At 68.3% G+C, this 18702-nt stretch carries 19 protein-coding genes and 1 pseudogene; 10 read left to right on the plus strand and 10 right to left on the minus strand.

Annotation, left to right across the window (positions count from 1 at the left end):
* Positions 1-94 precede the first annotated feature (94 nt).
* Positions 95-574, plus strand: a complete 480-nt coding sequence (locus tag AC5P9C_RS08540; protein ID WP_343543684.1) for an Lrp/AsnC ligand binding domain-containing protein — start codon at positions 95-97, stop codon at positions 572-574.
* 111 nt (positions 575-685) lie between these two features.
* Here the strand turns inward: AC5P9C_RS08540 and AC5P9C_RS08545 are convergent, their stop codons facing one another.
* Positions 686-865 (minus strand): hypothetical protein, encoded by a 180-nt coding sequence (locus AC5P9C_RS08545; protein ID WP_053462060.1) that lies wholly within the window; start codon positions 863-865, stop codon positions 686-688.
* A gap of 133 nt (positions 866-998) precedes the next feature.
* Positions 999-1373 carry a hypothetical protein gene (locus AC5P9C_RS08550; RefSeq protein ID WP_053462059.1) on the minus strand — a complete coding sequence of 125 codons (375 nt, stop codon included), beginning with the start codon at positions 1371-1373 and terminating at the stop codon, positions 999-1001.
* A 139-nt stretch (positions 1374-1512) separates the two neighbouring features.
* Between AC5P9C_RS08550 and msrB the strand changes: the two genes are divergently transcribed.
* The 5 genes from msrB (at position 1513) to AC5P9C_RS08575 (ending at position 4774) form a co-directional block, all read left to right on the plus strand.
* Positions 1513-1980, plus strand: a complete 468-nt coding sequence (gene msrB / locus AC5P9C_RS08555) for a peptide-methionine (R)-S-oxide reductase MsrB (protein WP_064237567.1) — start codon at positions 1513-1515, stop codon at positions 1978-1980.
* 91 nt (positions 1981-2071) lie between these two features.
* On the plus strand, positions 2072-2926 hold the full coding sequence (motA, locus tag AC5P9C_RS08560; RefSeq protein ID WP_014645799.1) for a flagellar motor stator protein MotA: 855 nt from the start codon (positions 2072-2074) through the stop codon (positions 2924-2926).
* 3 nt (positions 2927-2929) lie between these two features.
* Positions 2930-3868 (plus strand): flagellar motor protein MotB, encoded by a 939-nt coding sequence (gene motB / locus AC5P9C_RS08565; RefSeq protein WP_057494271.1) that lies wholly within the window; start codon positions 2930-2932, stop codon positions 3866-3868.
* A 128-nt stretch (positions 3869-3996) separates the two neighbouring features.
* Positions 3997-4485, plus strand: coding sequence for a hypothetical protein (locus AC5P9C_RS08570; RefSeq protein WP_414615185.1), 489 nt, complete (start codon positions 3997-3999; stop codon positions 4483-4485).
* A gap of 13 nt (positions 4486-4498) precedes the next feature.
* A complete protein-coding gene (locus AC5P9C_RS08575) occupies positions 4499-4774 on the plus strand; it encodes a DUF4031 domain-containing protein (RefSeq protein WP_343542448.1) in 276 nt (91 codons plus the stop codon).
* A gap of 192 nt (positions 4775-4966) precedes the next feature.
* On the opposite strand, the gene AC5P9C_RS08580 is transcribed toward AC5P9C_RS08575, so the two are convergent.
* Positions 4967-5509, minus strand: coding sequence for a DUF6630 family protein (locus AC5P9C_RS08580; protein ID WP_032959249.1), 543 nt, complete (start codon positions 5507-5509; stop codon positions 4967-4969).
* Between the two features lie 90 nt (positions 5510-5599).
* On the opposite strand from AC5P9C_RS08580, the gene AC5P9C_RS08585 reads away from it, so the two are divergent.
* Positions 5600-5848 (plus strand): DUF3297 family protein, encoded by a 249-nt coding sequence (locus AC5P9C_RS08585; RefSeq protein ID WP_005415112.1) that lies wholly within the window; start codon positions 5600-5602, stop codon positions 5846-5848.
* Positions 5849-5897: 49 nt separating this feature from the next.
* Here AC5P9C_RS08585 and AC5P9C_RS08590 read toward each other — a convergent pair whose 3' ends face one another.
* From AC5P9C_RS08590 to AC5P9C_RS08600, 3 genes are all read right to left on the minus strand, one after another.
* Positions 5898-7547 (minus strand): Na+/H+ antiporter, encoded by a 1650-nt coding sequence (locus tag AC5P9C_RS08590; protein WP_005415111.1) that lies wholly within the window; start codon positions 7545-7547, stop codon positions 5898-5900.
* 117 nt (positions 7548-7664) lie between these two features.
* Complete coding sequence (locus tag AC5P9C_RS08595) at positions 7665-8453, minus strand: dioxygenase family protein (protein ID WP_049464550.1); 789 nt, start codon at positions 8451-8453, stop codon at positions 7665-7667.
* 31 nt (positions 8454-8484) lie between these two features.
* Entirely contained in the window at positions 8485-8895 is a 411-nt protein-coding gene (locus tag AC5P9C_RS08600; protein ID WP_053506259.1) for a DoxX family protein, read from the minus strand.
* A 96-nt stretch (positions 8896-8991) separates the two neighbouring features.
* Here AC5P9C_RS08600 and AC5P9C_RS08605 point away from each other — a divergent pair, with 96 nt between their 5' ends.
* Complete coding sequence (locus tag AC5P9C_RS08605) at positions 8992-9873, plus strand: LysR family transcriptional regulator (protein ID WP_053462055.1); 882 nt, start codon at positions 8992-8994, stop codon at positions 9871-9873.
* A gap of 95 nt (positions 9874-9968) precedes the next feature.
* On the opposite strand, the gene AC5P9C_RS08610 is transcribed toward AC5P9C_RS08605, so the two are convergent.
* A complete protein-coding gene (locus AC5P9C_RS08610) occupies positions 9969-13031 on the minus strand; it encodes a bifunctional diguanylate cyclase/phosphodiesterase (RefSeq protein ID WP_049464556.1) in 3063 nt (1020 codons plus the stop codon).
* A gap of 176 nt (positions 13032-13207) precedes the next feature.
* Between AC5P9C_RS08610 and AC5P9C_RS08615 the strand changes: the two genes are divergently transcribed.
* Complete coding sequence (locus AC5P9C_RS08615; RefSeq protein WP_049464558.1) at positions 13208-15319, plus strand: M13 family metallopeptidase; 2112 nt, start codon at positions 13208-13210, stop codon at positions 15317-15319.
* A gap of 94 nt (positions 15320-15413) precedes the next feature.
* Here the strand turns inward: AC5P9C_RS08615 and AC5P9C_RS08620 are convergent, their stop codons facing one another.
* Entirely contained in the window at positions 15414-16586 is a 1173-nt protein-coding gene (locus AC5P9C_RS08620) for an MFS transporter (protein WP_130768531.1), read from the minus strand.
* Positions 16583-17797 (minus strand): MFS transporter, encoded by a 1215-nt coding sequence (locus AC5P9C_RS08625; protein WP_074725496.1) that lies wholly within the window; start codon positions 17795-17797, stop codon positions 16583-16585. Before AC5P9C_RS08625 ends, AC5P9C_RS08620 begins: the two co-directional genes overlap by 4 nt.
* 132 nt (positions 17798-17929) lie before the next feature.
* Here AC5P9C_RS08625 and AC5P9C_RS08630 point away from each other — a divergent pair, with 132 nt between their 5' ends.
* On the plus strand, positions 17930-18517 hold the full coding sequence (locus AC5P9C_RS08630) for a TetR/AcrR family transcriptional regulator (RefSeq protein WP_049464564.1): 588 nt from the start codon (positions 17930-17932) through the stop codon (positions 18515-18517).
* A 60-nt stretch (positions 18518-18577) separates the two neighbouring features.
* On the opposite strand, the pseudogene AC5P9C_RS08635 reads toward AC5P9C_RS08630, so the two are convergent.
* Positions 18578-18702, minus strand: a pseudogene (locus AC5P9C_RS08635) (IS110 family transposase); the annotation flags it as partial.

Here is an 18702-nt window from a genome sequence, read left to right on the forward strand (position 1 = left end):
GGGAAGTATAGACAGGCAATACCAGTCGATTTGCCTGATTTACAATCAACCGGCAGGATGTTCTCCTGCAATTCATTCCCCGAGGTTGACGGCCATGCCCCCCCGGACCCGCGAACTGGACAAGATCGACCGCAAGATCCTGCGCATCCTGCAGGCCGAGGGCCGTATTTCCTTCACCGAACTGGGTGAACGGGTCGGCCTGTCGACCACCCCGTGCACCGAGCGCGTGCGCCGGCTCGAGCGCGAAGGGGTGATCACCGGCTACCACGCGCACCTCGACCCGGCGGCAGTGAAGGCCAGCCTGCTGGTGTTCGTGGAGATCAGCCTGGCCTACAAGTCCGGGGACATCTTCGAGGAGTTCCGGCGCGCGGCGCTGAAGCTTCCCAACGTGCTGGAGTGCCACCTGGTGTCGGGCGACTTCGATTACCTGCTGAAGGCGCGGATCAGCGAGATGGCCTCGTACCGCAAGCTGCTGGGCAGCACGTTGCTGACGCTGCCGCATGTACGGGAATCGAAGAGCTACATCGTGATGGAAGAAGTGAAAGAGACGCTGAGCCTGCCGATTCCGGATTGAAGCTGGGAACCAGGTGGGGTCAGAGCCCGCGGCGCGGGATCCGACCCCGGTCGGCATCCGGCAAGGGGTCGGATCCCGCGCAGCGGGCCCTGACCCCGGTCATGGCGACAGTCAGCGCTGCTGCGGATGCTTCTGCGAGCGCTGTTCCTGCGGCTTGCCGCCCTTGTGCTGCTGCGGCTCCATCTGCTGTTGCTGCTGCTGTTGCTGCTGCGGGTTGCGGCCCTGCGGTTCCTTGCCGGGATGACGGTTCTGCTGGTTTTTCATGATCGCGATCCAGTGGACGAAGGACATGCGGCGGCGGAATGCCGGCGCACGGCCACGGTGGTCCGGCAGCGGTTAATCGCAGGCGAAAAAGCAGTGATTGGCAGACCGTTGTTTTCGTGCGTTCAGGCCAGCGTGTCCGCCCGCCGGGCCTGCGGCGGCGTCAGCGCTTGATCTGCTGGCCATCGCCGGCCGGCACGCTGTCGTAATAACGACCGGTGCGCGAATCGAACACGCGGTTCGGGCCCGCGGGGCGGACCCCGGGCACGATGCGGCCGTTGCGGTCATAGACCTTGTCAGCCGGCTTCGGCGCCGGGGCGGGCGCGACCTGGGCCGGACCGGTGGACTTGATCGGCTGCGTGGGCTGCGGCGACGGCAGCACCTGCGGCTGCGGCCGGGCCGCTTGTGGCGGGGGTGCCACCGGCGGCGGGGCCACGCGGGTCGCGCTGCGGGTGGCGGTCGGGTCGGCCGTGGGCACCTGGGCCTGCGCCAGTGCCGGCATCAGGGCGATCAACAGCAGGGGAAGGGTCGGTTTCATGGCACGCTCCGGCGTGGATCGCAGTCACCTTGCGCCCGCGCCTGTGTGCCGCCCATGAACGGCCATCACACTTGCAAGCGCGCGCCACGACCCCCACGTTGTCCGGCATCCCAGGCCATCGACCCCACGGAGAGCCGGCATGACTGCCTTCGACCTGACGCCCCCTACTGCCACCCAGACCGAGGCGCTGGTCGCCGGCCTCAGCAGCGAAGAGCGCCGCGTGCTGCTGCAGCACGGTACCGAGGCGCCCTTCTGCGGCGTGTTCCTCGACAACAAGCGCGAGGGCGTCTACTGCTGCCGGCTGTGTGCCCTGCCGCTGTTCCGCTCCAGCACCAAGTTCGATTCCGGCACCGGCTGGCCCAGCTTCTTCGCCCCGTTCGACCCGGCGCACGTGCGCGAGATCCGCGATACCAGCCATGGCATGGTGCGCACCGAGATCACCTGCGCCCGCTGCGGCAGCCACCTGGGCCACGTGTTCCCGGACGGTCCGCCGCCCACCTACGAGCGCCACTGCCTGAACTCCGTCTCACTTTCGTTCGTCGGCACCGGCGAGTCCTGGCCCGATCCGCTGCAGCGTGGCGGTGCCGAAGCCGGTGTGGCGGGCTGAAACACCCCGCTGACCGATTTCACAGAATTCCCTCTTCAGAAAACCGGGCGACGGGCCGACAAGGAGATATCCCCCCTCCCTGCGTCGCCCCATGCTCATCATCGTTGGATTCCTGGTCGTCATCATCAGCGTGATCGGGGGCTACCTCGGTGCCCACGGCCGCCTGGGTGCCCTCTGGCAGCCCTACGAGCTGGTCATCATCGGCGGCGCCGCACTGGGCGCGTTCCTGGTCGGCACCCCGGCCAAGACGGTCAAGCAGACCCTGCAGGCCATGGTCGGCGTGTTCAAGGGCCCGCGCTACAAGCAGCAGGACTACATCGATGTCCTCAGCCTGCTTTATGAACTGCTCAACAAGGCCCGCCGCGAAGGCTTCATGGCCCTGGAAGACCATGTCGAGCGGCCGGCCGAGAGCGCCCTGTTCGCCAACTACCCCAAGGTGCAGGCCGACCACCACCTGATCGACTTCATCACCGACTGCCTGCGCCTGATGATCGGCAGCAACATCGAGCCGCACGAGCTCGAGCCGCTGCTGGAGCTGGAACTGGAGAAGCACCACGCCGAGGCCATGGCACCGTCGCAGGTGCTGACCAAGGTCGCCGACGGACTGCCCGGTTTCGGCATCGTCGCGGCGGTGCTGGGCATCGTCATCACCATGGGCTCGATCGGCGGCGACATCGTCGAGGTCGGTGGCCACGTGGCCGGTGCACTGGTCGGCACCTTCCTCGGCATCCTGCTCGGCTACGGCTTCGTCGGCCCCATGGCCGCCGCCATGGAGGCACGCGCCGAGCAGGACAGCCGCATCTACGAATCGGTCAAGACTGCCCTGCTGGCCTGCCTGCGCGGTTACAACCCGAAGATCGCGCTGGAATTCGCCCGCAAGACGCTGCCGTCGAACGTGCGCCCGGCCTTCTCCGATTTCGAGCAGCACCTGAAGACGGTCAAGTAAGCCATGGCCGAGAACAAGCCCACCGTCATCGTCCGCCGGGTCAAGAAAGCCGGCCACGCCGCTCACCACGGCGGGTCGTGGAAGGTAGCCTATGCCGACTTCGTGACCGCGATGATGGCCTTCTTCCTGGTGCTGTGGCTGATGGCCACCACCAACAAGAACGACCGTGCGGCGATTTCGGAGTACTTCCGCAACCCCAGCCCGCTGAGCGGGCAGAACGCCACGCCGGCGCCCGGCATGGCCGGCCCGGGCGGCGCCAGCACCTCGATGATCAAGCTGGGCGGCGCCACCGACATCTCGCGCGGCAGCAGCAACGATCCCTTCCAGAACCAGAAGGAAGCGGTGCCGCAGCCGGTGGACCAGCAGCAGCGCGACAAGCAGCAGCTGGAAGCGCTGATGAAGGAACTGCAGGAAGCGATCAGCAAGAGCCAGGCACTGGAACCGTTCAAGGACCAGCTGCTGCTGGACCTGACCCCGGAAGGCCTGCGCATCCAGATCGTGGACAAGCAGAACCGGCCGATGTTCGACCTCGGCAGCGCTACGCTGAAGCCGTACACGCAACAGATCCTGCACGAGCTGGCCAACTACCTGAACCACGTGCCGAACCGGATCAGCCTGACCGGCCACACCGACATCACCGCCTATTCGGCCGCACGCGGCTACGGCAACTGGGAACTGAGCGCCGACCGCGCCAACGCTGCACGCCGTGCACTGGTGGACGGCGGCTTGGAGGACAGCAAGATCACCCGCGTGGTCGGTCTGTCCTCGTCAGTGCTGTTCGACAAGGCCGACCCGCAGAACCCGATCAACCGCCGTATCAGCATCGTGGTGATGACCCAGGCCGCCGAAGCGGCCGCGCTGGCCGGCGCCGGGCCGCAGGTCGGGCTGTCGGCGCCGACCGCCGACCCGGACGTGCAGGCCGCGCAGGGTGAGGCAAAGTAGACGGTGGGTGCGGACCTTGGTCCGCACATCCGGGAAAGCGTGCCGACCAAGGTCCGCACCCACCAGGGGCATCCCCCGGCGCACCCGCTACAATGGCGGTCTTTCCGTTTCCAGGTGATTCCACCCCCATGTCCCAGAATTCCAAGGCCAAGCGCGACAAGCGCAAGAAGCAGCAGGGCAAGCGCCCGTTCCTCCGCCTGAACGCCCAGCAGCAGGTGCAGAACCATGCCGTGCTGACCAACGAAGACGGCCAGGTGGTGGCGGCCATCGGCCTGCAGGGCCGTGAGTGGCTGCTGGCCATCGGCGGCCAGACCATGGGCAATGCCGAGAACCCGGTGCCGATGCTGGCCATGCTCAAGCACCTGTCCAACGTGCAGGGAAAGGAAGGCCGCAAGGTCAACCTGGAATATTCCGAACTGCTGAAGTCGCTGCTGGACACCCTAGCCGCCGAATCCGATCAGACCGCTGACGAGTACCTGGACAAGCTGGTCGCCGAGTTCGAGACCGTGGAAGCCGAAGAAGGCGAAGAAGCCGCTGCGGCCGCCGAAGGCGACGTGGTTGAAGCTGCTGCCGACGCCGCCCCGGCCGCTGACAGCGACGGCAAGCCGCAGGCCTGAACCGGCCGCGGCGGTGACGGTCTACGTCGATGACGCGGTGCATCCCTGGCGCGGACAGCGCTGGGCGCACCTGATGGCCGACACCCTGGCCGAGCTGCACGCCATGGCGGCGCAGCTCGGCATTCCACTGCGGGCCTTCCAGAACAAGGCCAGCGGTGCCCATTACGATGTCACTGCCGAGCTGCGCGCACAGGCGATCGCGCTCGGCGCGCAAGCGATTTCGCGGCATGCCGACCGCGAACTGGTCAAAGCGGTGATCGCCAACGCCCGGGCGCAGTACCGGCCGTAGGCCGCGCCGCGGGTTCGCCGGAGACCAACCGGCACCGGCGGGGGTAGAGTCGACTGTCAGTCGACTATCGCGCGCAGCGCGGGGGTCTCGCGGCCGGATGGGAGAGCAGTCGACTAACAGTCGACTCTACCCCGTCGGGTCGTCCTCAGCGGATCAACCCGCCGGGTCGTGCCCGGCGGATCGGCCCATTGCTCAGAACGGGTCGCTGCCCAGCCGGATTTCCACGTTCAGCAGCGAGCACAGCGCCAGCATCGCGTCGTCGTCGCGGGTCAATGCCATCACCCCGGTGAAGCCGTCACTGCCGGCATCCACGCTCCACAGCGTGTAGTTGTGCTCGCGCAGGCGGTCGAAGGCGGTGGACATCAGCTGCACGCCGTCCAGGCCCTCGGCGAAGTCCTCGTCGTCCAGGTCCCCACCCCAGTCCAGCTGCAGGTTGAAGCGCGCCGACAGCTCGTTGACCGCCGACTGCAGCGATTCCAGGTCATCCCGCTCCACATCGAAGCCGGACTGCCAGGCAATGGCGGTGAACAGCGCCGGCAGCCAGTCGCTGTCCGCTTCCAGCGGCTGCCCGTCTTCGGACAGGTGCTCGCGCCAGCGGTTGAACTGCTGCAGGGCAAGCTCTTCGTCGCCCGGGTTGATCAGCACCAGCAGGTTCCAGACCCGCGCCTCGAAGCCCTCCTCGTCGAAGTCGTGGATGTCTTCCTCGAAGTCGAAATAGTCGCTGTTGTCGGGCATGGCGGAACGTCCTCTGGGGCAGGTCGGCATTCTACGGTTTATCCTGTGCCGCTGAAGCCGGCCTTGGTGGCCGTCACTGTGAATGAAGCGATGAGCGATACCCCTCCCGACCACCTGGCCATCAACCCGGCCAGCCCCTTCCATGATGCGCAGGCGCTGGAGCGCGGCGTCGGCGTGCGTTTCAACGACGTCGAGCGCGACAACGTCGAGGAATACTCGGTCAGCGAAGGCTGGATCCGCGTGCAGGCCGGCAAGGCCCGCGACCGCCGTGGCAACCCGATGACCATCAAGGTCAAGGGCAAGGTCGAGGTGTATTTCCTGGACCAGAAGCCGGAGTAAGGCCTGAACGGTGTGCGGACCAAGGTCCGCACCCACCCGGGATACACGGTCATTCGCGCTTGCGCGATTCCAGCAGGTCCAGGTTGCGGATCAGGCGCCGCGAGATCTCATCGGAGATCACCCCGCGCCGGGTCAAACGGAACAGTTCCTCACGCTCGGCATTGAGGCCGGCGCTGCGCAGCTGGCGGTAACCCAGCTCCATGCGCCTCACCTTCTCCGGGTCCACGTCGGGCCCGTCGTTGTCCTTCTCCAGGTGCCGCTGGTACAGCAGGCTCACGCGCGAGGCAGCGTCGTTGTACAGCTGCACGTTCTCGGTGTTCTGGTTCATCACCAGCTGCTGGCGCATGCGCTCGACCCCGGCCAGCGCGGCCTTGGACGACAGCCGGCGTGCCAGGTCCTCTTCCTTGCGCTCGCCCGAATCGGCCGGCAGCTGCAGGCCCTTCAGCAGCTGCGGCAGCGCCACGCTGGCGCCGACCAGCGAGAACAAGATCACTGCCGCGGCCAGGAAGATCACCAGGTCGCGCGCCGGGAACGCGCTGCCATCGGGCAGGAACAGTGGCAGGGTCAACACACCGGCCAGGGTGATCGCGCCGCGCACGCCGGCCACCGAGGTCGCCACCACGATGCGCCAGTTCGGCGCCTCGCCCCGCTCCAGGCCACGACGGCGCGCACGCAGCAGGTTCCAGCGCAGCGACAGCCATACCCACAGCAGGCGCAGCAGGATCAGCGCCAGGTTGATCACCACCACGTAGACCAGCAGCCACCATGCACTCTGGTGGCCGGACTCGTTCATGGTGGTGGTGGCGCGCTCGACGATGCCCGGCAACTGCTCGCCCAGCAGCACGAACATGATGCCGTTGAAGCTGAACTGCAGCATGTTCCAGACACCCGCGCGCTGCACGCGCATGCTGCCGGAGACACGGCCGGTCAGCTCGACGTAGCTCATCGCGATGCCGGCGGCGACCGCAGCGAGGATGCCCGAGGCATGGATTTCTTCGGCCAGCAGGTAGGCCGCGAACGGGATCAGCAGGTTGACCAGCATCGCCGCACCCGGCTCCTCGCCGAAGCGGCGCCACAACCAGCGCTGGAACGTGGACACGCCGAGGGTAACCGCCACGCCCACGGCCAGGCCGGCCACTGCGACCCACAGGAAGGTCAGCGAGGCCGTGGCCAGCGAGAAGGAACCGGTCATCACCGCCGCCACCGCGAAGCGGAAGCAGACCAGGCCGGAGGCATCGTTGAGCAGCGATTCGCCTTCCAGGATGTGCATCAGGCGCTTGGGAATCGGTGCCTTCGAAGCAATCGCGCCCACCGCCACCGGGTCGGTCGGCGAGACGATGGCCGCCAGCGCGAAGCACACCGCCAGCGGCATCACCGGGATCATCCAGTGGATCAGCAGGCCGGCACCGATCACAGTGAACACCACCAGGCCGAACGCCAGTTCGAGGATCGCCCCCTTGTCGCGGAACAGGCCCTGCTTGGGGATGCGCCAGCCATCCAGGAACAGCAGCGGCGGCAGGAACAGCAGGAAGAACACTTCCGGCTCCAGCGCGTGGCCGCGGTTGAACACGCCGGCGATTACCGCCCCCAGGCCGATCTGCACCAACGGCAGCGGCAGCGAGAACGGGAGGACGCGAACCAGGTAGCCGCTGGCGACAACGGCCACCAGCATCGCCAGGACGACTTCGATGGTATGCATGCTTCTTCCAGGAAGCGGCGCGTGGGGAGGCACGAGGGCCAGCGCCGGAAACCCGGAAAAAACTACCACATGCGGCCCTGGCCGCGACGGCCGCAGCCGCCGCGCGTCAGCCCCGGCTCATGCCCCGTCGAAGCGGTACAGATCCATGGCCAGGAAGCCGGCATCGATGCCGGCGTCGATGCGGCGCGCACCGAAACCGCCCTCGCCAGCTGCACCCATCGCGAAGAACAGCGGCAGCAGGTGCTCGTCGGTCGGGTGCGCACGCTCGGCGAACGGGGCCTGCCGGCGGTAATCGAACAGCGCCTGGCGGTCATCGGCGGCCAGCCGCTGCTCCACCCACTCGATGAAGGGCCGCACATACGGTGCTTCCTTGCCGTCCTGGTAATCGCCCCAGTCGTGCAGGTTGTGGGTGATGCTGCCCGAACCGACCAGCAGCACGCCCTGTTCGCGCAGCGGCGCCAGCGCGCGGCCCAGCGCGAACTGATGCTCGGGGCCGAGCAGCGGCTGGATCGATACCGGCACCACCGGGATGTCGGCCTGCGGGCGCAGCAGCCGCAGCGGCACCCAGGCACCGTGGTCGAGGCCACGCTGCGGGTCGAGCGCCACCGGCAGCCCGGCGGCGGCGATGCGGCCGGCCACCTCTTCGGCCAGCGCCGGATCGCCGGGCGCCGGGTACTGCAGTTCAAACAGCGCGCGCGGGAAGCCACCGAAGTCGTGGATCGTCGGCGGCTGCGGGTGCGCACCGACCAGCGGCTGCCGGCCCAGCCAGTGCGCCGAGGCCATCACGATGGCACGCGGCGTCGGCAGGTCGCGCGCCAGCTCGGCCAGGCGCACGCCGACCTGGCCCGGATGCAGGGCGGTCATCGGCGAACCGTGGGAGATGTACAGCGAAGGCAGGCGGGACATGGAAGGCTCCAGTTGCAGGGTCGGGCGGCGATCAGCGCGAACGCAGGGTCCACTTGCCATCGCCGATCAGGAACAGCACCACCAGCGCCAGCGCCCAGAACGCCGGGTATTCCCAGCCGCCGCCGGCATTGGCGAAGCCGAAGCCGTTGGCGCCGTGCACGGTGACGATGGTGCCCAGCAGCAGCGGCACGCCGATCAGGCCCACCCAGCGCGCGTAGATGCCCAGCAGCAGCGCGGCGCTGATCACCAGTTCGACGCCGAGGGTGAGATAGCCGAGTACCCCAGGCAGGCCCAGCGATTCGAAGAACGCGGCAGTACCGGCCGGGGTGAACACCAGCAGCTTGGTCAGGGCATGGACCAGGAACAGCACGCCCAGGGCCAGGCGCAGCAGGGTGGCACCGTACGGGGCCAGCGACGAGACAGGAGCGGTCGTGGTGTGCATGGCAAAGCACCTTGAAGGGAATGGAGACAGGTTATTGCGCGTTCGTGGACCGATAAATACGATCGTTTGACCGTATTTATTTCAAAAGGCGCAACAATGGACACTCTCGAGGCGATGCGCGTGTTCGTGGCGGTGGTCGAACGCAATGGCTTCAGCGCCGCCGCCCAGGCCCTGGACCTGTCCACCGCCGGCGTCACCCGCCAGGTCGCAGCGCTGGAAAAACGCCTGTCCACCCGCCTGCTCCACCGCACCACGCGCCGGGTCAGCCCGACCAGTGCCGGCGCCGCGTACTACGCGCAGTGCGTGCGCCTGCTGGCCGAGTTCGATGCGCTGGAGGCCAGCATCGGCGCGCAGGCACTGGAGCCTTCCGGGACGCTGCGCATCAACGCCCCCGTCAGCTGGGGCATTGCCCGCCTCGGCCCGCTGCTGGCCCGCTACCGCGAGCGCTTCCCGCAGGTGGAACTGGACCTGGCCCTGTCCGACCGCCTGGTCGACATGGTCGAGGAAGGCTACGACGTGGCCATCCGCATCACCCGCGAACCGAGCCCAGCGCTGATTGCGCGCCGCCTGGGCGAGTCACGGGTGAGCCTGTGCGCGGCGCCGGCCTACCTCGCCGCGCGCGGCACCCCGCAGCATCCGCAGGAGCTGCAGGCCCACGCCTGCCTCAGCTACAGCTACTGGGCCGCCGGTGACCACTGGCCGCTGCAGGGGCCTGGCGGCGAGGTCAAGGTGGCGGTGAACAGCCTGCTGCACGCCAACAACGGCGACGTGCTGCGCGAAGCGGCGATCGCCGGCATGGGCGTGATCCTGCAACCGGATTTCCTGCTGGAAGACGCGCTGGCCGATGGCCGCCTGGTGCGCGTGCTGCCCGAATGGGAGGCCTCGCCGATCGGCATTTTCGCCGTCTATACCAGCCGCAGCCACCTCGCACCGAAGGTGCGCAGTTTCATCGACCATCTGGTGGAAAGCGGGGTGTAGCCGAGGCTGGCGTTTGCCGGTAGTGCCGGCCGCTGGCCGGCAATCAGACACCTCCCGGTCCTGGGCCAATGCCGGCCAGCGGCCGGCACTCCCACTTAGGCGGCGACTTCATCCAGCGCGTCGATGATCCGCTCCAGCGGCGCCGGCCGCCCCAGCAGATAGCCCTGCACCTGGTCACAGCCGTGCGCGGCCAGCCAGTCCAGCTGCCCCGGCGTTTCCACGCCCTCGGCGATGATGGTCAGGCCCATGCTGTGCCCCAGCGACAACAGCGCGCGGCAGATCGAGGCATTGCGTGGGTTGGTTTCCACGTCGGCGACGAAGCTGCGGTCGATCTTCAGGATGTCCAGCGGCAGGTGCTGCAGGTAGGACATGCTGGAATAGCCGGTGCCGAAATCATCCAGCGACACGCGGATGCCCTGCTCATGCAGGCGCTGCATGGTCTGCATCGCCTGCGCCGGCTTGCGCATCAGGCTGCTCTCGGTCAGCTCCACGTGCAGCGCGCCACGGGCCAGGCCGAAGTCCTGCTGGGCACGGGTGAATTCGGCCACCAGATCGCTGTTGAAGAACTGCACCGCAGACACGTTGACCGCGATCGGCAGCTCGCCCCACCCTGCGTCGACCAGACGGCGCTGCGCCTTCGCCGCCGCGCGGATCACCCAGCGGCCCAGCGCCAGGATCAACCCGGTGTCCTCGCACAGCTGGATGAACTCGTTGGGCGGGATGAAGCTGCCATCGGCCTGCGGCCAGCGCAGCAGTGCCTCCAGCGCTGCCGGACTGCCGTCGCTGGCATGCCGGATCGGCTGGAAATACAGCTGGAATTCGTTGTCGATGGCGGCATGGATGCGCCCGGCCAGGCGCAGGCGGTCGGCCAGGCGCGTGGTCACGGCCGCGTCGAACCAGACCACCACGTTGCCCTCGGCGCGCGCCGCATGCGCGGCCTGCGCGGCCATGCCGATCACCTGCTCGGCCGTGTGCCCGTCACCGGCGATATGCACGGCCACGCCGATACGCGGCTCGAACTGGTGCAGCGAGTCCTTGCCGCGCATCGGCGCCGACACGATCTGCAGCAGGTCGTCCAGCACGCGCTGGGTATCGTGCTCGGCACCGATGGCGAACACGAAGTCCTCGGCCGGCTGGAACGCCAGCGTGCCACAGCGCGCGCCCAGGCCCCCGAGCCGGGTCGCCATCGACTGCAGCACCGCATCACCGATCTCGCGACCGAGCGTGTCGGCCACCAGCTGCAGGCCGCGCAGCTGCACGAAGGCGATGGTATAGCCGGCGTCCTGCTCGTCCAGCTGCTCGGTCAGGGCGCGCACATTGAGCAGGCCGGTGGCCGGGTTGTGCCGTGCCTGGTAGGCCAGGTCGCGCTCGTAGGCCAGCCGCTCGCTGACATCCTCGGCCAGCACCAGGCACGCGGGCTGTCCGTCGAAATCGAGCTTGGACAGGTGCGCGCGCACCTCGAACACACTGCCGTCCTTGCGCCGGTGCAGGCGCACGGTCGCGTCGGGCGGATCGCCCACCTGCGCCCGCTGGATGGCACCACGCACTTCGTCCCAGCCTTCGCGCGGGCGGATGTCGAGGATGCTCATCGCCAGGAACTCGTCGCGGCTGTAGCCGTACTGGCGCACCGCAGCGTCGTTGACCTCGATGAAGCGCAGCGTATCCGGGTCGAACACCCAGAACGGCGCCGGATTGCGGTCGAACAGCAGGCGGAAGCGGCGCTCCACTTCGCTCATCTGCTCGCGCGCCTGATAGCGTTCGCTCAGGTCGGTCAGGGCACCGATCATGCGCCGCTCGCTGTCGGCCACTTCCACCCGCTGCCCACGCGCGCCGACCCAGCGCACCTCGCCTCCGGGCAGCACCAGGCGGAACACCTGGTCGAGCACCGCGCCGCCGGCGAAGGCCTGGTCGAACGCCTGCTGCAGGCGCGCGGCATCATCGCGATGCACGCGCGCGAAGAAATCCGCAACCGGCAAGGCGTCGGTCTGCACCCCAAAGATCTCGCGGGCCAGCGGCGACCAGCGCAGCAGCGCGGCGTCCTCATCCACGTACCACGTGCAGACACGCCCGACCTGGTGCGCCAGGCGCAGCTCGGCATGGCCGGCCTTCAGTTCCTCGGCCATCGCCTGCTGGCTGCGGGTACTGCGGCGGACGGCGTACAGCAGCACCAGCAACACCACGATGTAGGCCAGCACGATCGCCACCGAGGCCTGCAGGTACGGCCACCAGGGTGCCAGCACGTCCTCGTCGGCCAAGCCGACCTGTACCGCCAGCGGACTGCGTTCGAGCGTGCTGATGGTGAGGATGCGCGGCACGCCGTCGACGACGCCGGGCATGCTGCCCAGCTCGACCACTGCCTGCGTGCCGAGCAGGTCCCGGCGCGGCAGGTCATAGCGGCGGCCCACCGTGCCATGCGGATCGGGTACGCGGGCCAGCATGTAGCCCTGGGCATCGCTGATCGAGACCAATCCGTTGGGACCGACATCCAGGCCGCCGACGATGCGCTGCAGTTCGCCACAGCGCAGCCGTGCCAGCAGCCAGCGCCCATCGGCCATCGGCAGCGCCAGCGGGACCACCCAGCCCCCGTCGCTGGCGCGCTGCGGCGGGCCGATGTACAGCGCGCTGCCCGGGCCGCGCCGTTGCGGATCGGTCCACAGCGGCAACTGCAGGTCGCCCTTGCCGGCCGTCAATGCGCGGCCATAGCTGTCGAGCACCACGATGCTGTGCAGTTCGGCGTGCCGGCGCAGCACCCCTCCAATGGACGCATCGAGCAGGGCCGGCGCCTGCGCCGGCACACTGCGGAACAGTTCCGCGGCATCGGCGGCGATGCCGGACATGGCCCGCTCCAGGTTGCGCAGCTCCAGGGCCAGCAGGCGCTCGCTGCCCACCGCCAGCGCGCGGCTCTGCCGCTGCGCCGCTTCCAGGCGGCGGTGGTGGTCGTTGACCAGCATCAGGGTCAGGCCGGCCACCAGCAGCACGCCCAGCAGCACGCCGCCCCAGGTAATGGCGCGCAACGGCCGGGCCAACGCCCGCTTCAGCGCGGGCATCGGTTGATGTTCCTTGTGCAGTCGGCTGGCTTCATGCGCGAACGAATCCTCCACGTCCCCGACCTCAACGGCCGGCGGACGCCATTCTTGACGCCTGACCCCGTCCTGCATGGCCACCTCCCCGTGTCCGCGCAGGGCTCGAGGGTCCAGCATGCACCACCCCGGTGACGGCGTGAAGATCGCCGCTGCGCGTTCAGCCAGATCCTGCACAGGGCAGGCGCCGCTGGGGAGCGGCCAGCGGCGCTGGAGCGGATTAGACTTGGTGTTTTCCGCCGCAAGAGAAGTCCATGTCCAAGCTGCGCCGTCCCACCCTGGCGCTGGCCATCGTCGCCAGCCTGTCCCTGGCCGCCTGTGACCGCCCGGCCGACCCGGCCGCCACGGCCACCGCCCCGGCCGACGCCGCCCCCGCTGCGGCCAAGCCGATGCTGGGCAGTTTCGGCTTCGATGCCAGCGGCATGGACCGCAGCATCGCCGCCGGCGACGACTTCTTCGGCTTCGCCAACGGCACCTGGGTGAAGAACACCGAGATTCCGGCCGACCGCTCGCGCTTCGGCAGCTTCAATGTCATTGCCGAGAAGACCCTGGCCGACACCCGCGCCATCCTGGAAGGGGCTGCCGGCAACACCCAGGCCAGCGGCGACGACAAGCTGATCGGCGACTACTACGCCGCCTACATGGACGAAGCCGGCATCGAGCAGCACGGTCTGGCGCCGGTGCAGCCGCAGCTGAAGGCCATCGATGCGATCGCCGACAAGGCCGGGCTGGCGCGCGCCCTCGGCGGCGACCTGCGCGCCGACGTCGACCTGCTCAACGCCACCAACTTCTACACCGACCGCCTGTTCGGCCTGTGGGTGTCGGTGGACATGCTGCAGCCGGACCGCACCGCGCCGTACCTGGTGCAGGGCGGTCTGGGCATGCCCGACCGCGACTTCTACCTGGGCGATGGCCGCATGGCCGAGCTGCGCAAGCAGTACCAGGCCTACATCGCGCAGATGCTGCAGCTGGCCGGCGTCGCCGACCCGGCCGGCAAGGCGCAGCGCATCCTCGCGCTGGAAACCAAGATCGCGCAGGCGCATGCCACCCAGGAAGAGACCAACGACGTGACCAAGGGGGCCAATCCCTGGACCCAGGCCGACTTCAATGCCAAGGCGCCGGGCCTGGACTGGAACGCCTTCCTCGATGCAGCCGCACTGGGCAACCAGCAGGACTTCATCGTGTGGCAGCCCAAGGCCGTGGCCGGCCTGTCCCGGCTGGTCGCCACCGAGCCGCTGGACGCGTGGAAGGACTACCTGGCGTTCCACGCGCTGGACCGTGCCGCCGCTTACCTGCCGAAGAAGTTCGCCGACGCCCGCTTCGCCTTCCATGGCACCGCGCTGAGCGGCACGCCACAGCAGAGCGATCGCTGGAAGCGCGCGGTGGACGATGCCAACCATGCGGTCGGCGAGGCCATCGGCAAGCGCTACGTCGAGAAGCACTTCGACGCCAGGACCAAGGAACGCGCGGACGAGATGGCGAAGAACATCATCGCCGCCTTCAGCAAGCGCATCGACGCACTGGCGTGGATGTCACCGCAGACCAAGGCACATGCCAAGGCCAAGGTGGCCGGCTTGACCGTGGGCATGGGCTATCCGGAAAAGTGGCGCGACTACACCGGCCTGGAAATCCGTCGTGATGACCCGCTGGGCAATGCACAGCGCGCCGAGCTGTTCGAATACCAGCGCAACATCGCCAAGCTGGGCAAGCCGGTCGACCACAGCGAGTGGGCGATGCTGCCGCAGACCATCAATGCGATGAACGTGCCGCTGGAAAACCGCCTGGTGTTCCCGGCCGCGATCCTGCAGCCGCCGTTCTTCGACGGCGCCGCCGACGACGCGGTGAACTACGGTGCGATCGGCGCGGTGATCGGCCACGAGATCAGCCACGGCTTCGACAACGCCGGTGCGCTGTTCGACGAGACCGGCAAGCTGCACAACTGGTGGACCGACGAGGACCTGAAGCAGTTCAACGCGGCCGGTGATGCACTCGCCGCGCAGTTCAGCAGCTACGAGCCGTTCCCCGGCGTGCATGTGAACGGCAAGCTGACCCTGGGCGAGAACATCGCCGACGTGGCCGGACTGGGTACCGCCTACGATGCCTACCAGCTGTCGCTGCAGGGCAAGCCGGGCCAGACCCTGGAAGGCTTCAGCCCGGACCAGCGCTTCTTCCTCGGCTTCGCCCAGGCGTGGCGCAGCAAGAGCCGCGAGCAGGCGCTGCGCAATTCGCTGCTGACCGACGTGCATGCACCGGGCCAGTTCCGCGCGCTGACCGTGCGCAACATCGACGCCTGGTATCCGGCGTTCGAGGTGAAGGAAGGCCAGAAGCTGTACCTGGCCCCGGACAAGCGGGTCAAGGTGTGGTGATGTAACCGGAACGGGCGCCGCAAGGCGCCCGTTTCATTTCAGGTGGCGGCCAGCCTTGGTCGGCACAGGGTGGGAATCCACGCATGGCGTGGCTCTACCTGCGGGTGGTGGCAACCATCAGCAGAGCACTCCCCGCCAACACCGCCGCAGCCCAAAGCGTGGCGTGCAGCCCGATGCCATCCAGCAGGCGACCACCACCCCAGGCGCCCAATGCGATGCCGATGTTGAACGCCCCCACGTACAGCGCGGTGGCGATCTCCACGGCCTGCGGCACCGCTTTCATCATCCAGCCCATCAGACCGACCGACACGCCGCCATAGGCCAGGCCCCACACCAGCATCAACACGCTGCCACCGGCCGGTGTACTTCCCATCCACAGGAACAGCACAGGCGTCAGCAGCAGGCTGGACGCGATGGCCAGCAGCGTGCCGCGTGGATGGCGTGCTGCCAGTGGCCCGGCCAGGAAGTTGCCGACGATGCCGGCCAGGCCGTAGGCAAACAGCAGTGCGCCGACCCATGACGCGTCCACGCCCGACAGGGATGTCAGCAGCGGCCGCACATAGGTGAACGCGATGAAATGCCCGGACACCAGCAGCAGGGTCAGCCCCAGTCCCCGCTGCAGTCCGCGATGACCGAGCTGCTGCGCGAACTGCCGTGGCCGCACCGATGTACTGACCGGCAGCGCCGGAACCACCCACACGTGAAGCAGCATCACTGCCGCGCTGAACAAGGCCATCGCGATGAATGCACTGCGCCAGCCCCAGGCATCCCCGATCAGCACGCCCAACGGAACACCCAGCACCGAAGCTGCGGCCACGCCTCCGAAGATGATCGAAGTGGCCAGGCCAATGCGCTGCGCAGGTATCAGGCGCGCTGCCAGCCCACCGGCGATGGCCCAGATGCCACCCATGCAGAACCCCACCAGTACGCGCGCGGCCAGCAGCCAGCCGATGCCCGGTGCCAGTGCCGACGCAAGGTTGGCGACCAGCAGCAGGCCCAGCAGCGCGCACAGGATGCGGCGACGATCGATGCCACCGGCTGCAATCACCACCAGCGGTGCGAACACCGCCGCCAGCAGGGCCGGCAGCGAGATCAGCAGGCCGGCCGTACCGGTGGACGCGCCGAGATCTTCAGCGACCGGGGTCAGCAGCCCGACCGGCAGCATTTCGGTGGTGACCACCGAGAACGTGGCAAGGCCCACGGCGGACACCGCCCACCACCGATGGCGGGCCACGGGCGCAGGATGCGCAGGCGATGACGCGCTCATGGGATGATGCCTTCGGGCGATCTCGACGCGGCAGACGGGCGCAGCGCACGCTGCGCGAGCACGGCGAACAGCAGCACGCCGCCGCCTGCCGCCAGCGCCACCACAAAACCGCTGCGCACGCCCCCCGCATCGACGCTCTGCCCGGACAGCGCTGCGCCCAGCGCCACGCCGATGTTCAATCCGGCCAGCAGCCAGGTCATGCCCTCGGTCAGGCGCGATTCGGGCACGTGTTGTTCGACCAGCGACATCGCCACGATCATCGTCGGTGCGAAGAACACCCCGGCCAGCAGCACAGCAAGGGCCAGCGCCGGCAGGCTGCCGACCCACAGCAGCGGCACCGTGGCCAGTGCGGTGGCCGCTGCGCCGGTCAGCAACAGGCGCGGTAGCGGTATCTGCAGCGTCCGTGCACCGAACAGCAGGCCCGCCGCGCAGCTGCCCAGCGCATAGGCCGACAGCACCGCGCTGGCAGCAAGCGGCTGTCCCCGCTGTTCGGCGAAGGCGACGCTGGTGATGTCGACCGTACCGACGATCATCCCCATCGCCAGCATCAACAGCGCAAGCAGGCGGATTTCCGGCTGCCGCAGCAGTGATCGCACGGGGGTGACGCTCTCGCAGGGCTGCAGCGGCGGTTCGGTGCCGCGCTGCAGGACCAGTGCGGTCACCCCGAGCACCAGCAGCAGGGCCGCCGCCAGAACGCCCGCCTGTGGCCATACGGCCACCGACAGTCCCACCGACAACGGTGGCCCGGCAATGAAGGTCACCTCGTCGAACACCGTCTCCAGCGAGTACGCGGTCTGCAGCAGCGGACGGCCGCGATGGATCGCGGTCCAGCGCGCGCGCACCATCGCCGACACGCTGGGCATGCAGCCGCACAGCATCGCCGCAATGAACAGCATCCAGTCCGGCGCAGCCAGCAGCGTGCATGCGGGCAGCAGCAACAGACCGGCCGCGCTGGCCGCAGTGGCCCACGGCAGCACCTTGTTTTGCCCACGCCGGTCGACCCAGCGCGACACCTGTGGCGACAGCAGCGCGTAGGTCAGTACGAAGGTGGCCGACACCGCACCGGCCAGCGCATAGCTGCCACGCAGCTGGGACAGCAGGGTGATGATGCCGATCCCGGTCATCGGCAGCGGCAGGCGCGCCACCAGCCCGGCCAGGGCAAGGCCGGCAGTGCCGGGGGCAGTGAACAGGTCGCGGTAGGGGGTAGCCATCAGTTCTCCAAGGCAGCGACTTGCCTGGCGCACAGCGCGCCACGACAATACATACACAGCGTATGAATAAGAGGCTACATTCATACGCGTCGTATGTAAATAATCATGCACTGCGTATGTAAGGAGCTCCGAATGGTTCGTCGCACCCGCGCCGAGATGGAAGAAACCCGCGCCACCCTGCTGGCTGCCGCCCGCCGGCTGTTCAGCGAGCACGGCTATGCGGGCACCTCGATGGACGACCTGACCGCCCAGGCGGGCCTGACCCGCGGTGCGCTGTACCACCACTTCGGGGACAAGAAGGGCCTGCTTGCGGCCGTGGTTGCCCAGCTCGACAACGAGACCGACCTGCGCCTGCAGGCGATCAGTGACACCGCCGACGATGCCTGGGAGGGTTTCGTGCAGCGTTGCCGCGCCTATCTGGAAATGGCCCTGGAACCGGAGATCCAGCGCATCGTGTTGCGCGATGCGCGTGCGGTACTCGGCGGCGCCTCACCGGAATCGCAGCGCCACTGCGTGCACTCGATGCAGCACCTGATCGAACGTCTGGTCGCCCAGGGGATGGTGGCACCGGTAGATGCGCAGGCGCTGGCGTCGCTGGTGTACGGCAGCCTGGCCGAGGCCGCGTTCTGGATCGCCGAGGGCGAAGAGGGGGATGCGCGCCTGCGGCGGGCGACGGCGGCGCTGGAGATGCTCCTGCGTGGATTGAAGGTGGCAGGGTAACGCCCCTCCACGCATCGCGTGGGTCCACCCCCCGAATCCGCTCTGGTAGCAACTGTCTTGTCAGGGGCAGCCGAGGGCCACCTCGGCGTCCCGCTTACGGGCGTTTAGGATCACCAGCATTTTGCGCATGACCGCCACGAGCGCCACCTTGCTCGCTTTGCCCTTGGCCTTCAGGCCAGCGTAAA

The sequence above is a fragment of the Stenotrophomonas sp. YJH_SMC_10 genome (assembly GCF_059371555.1).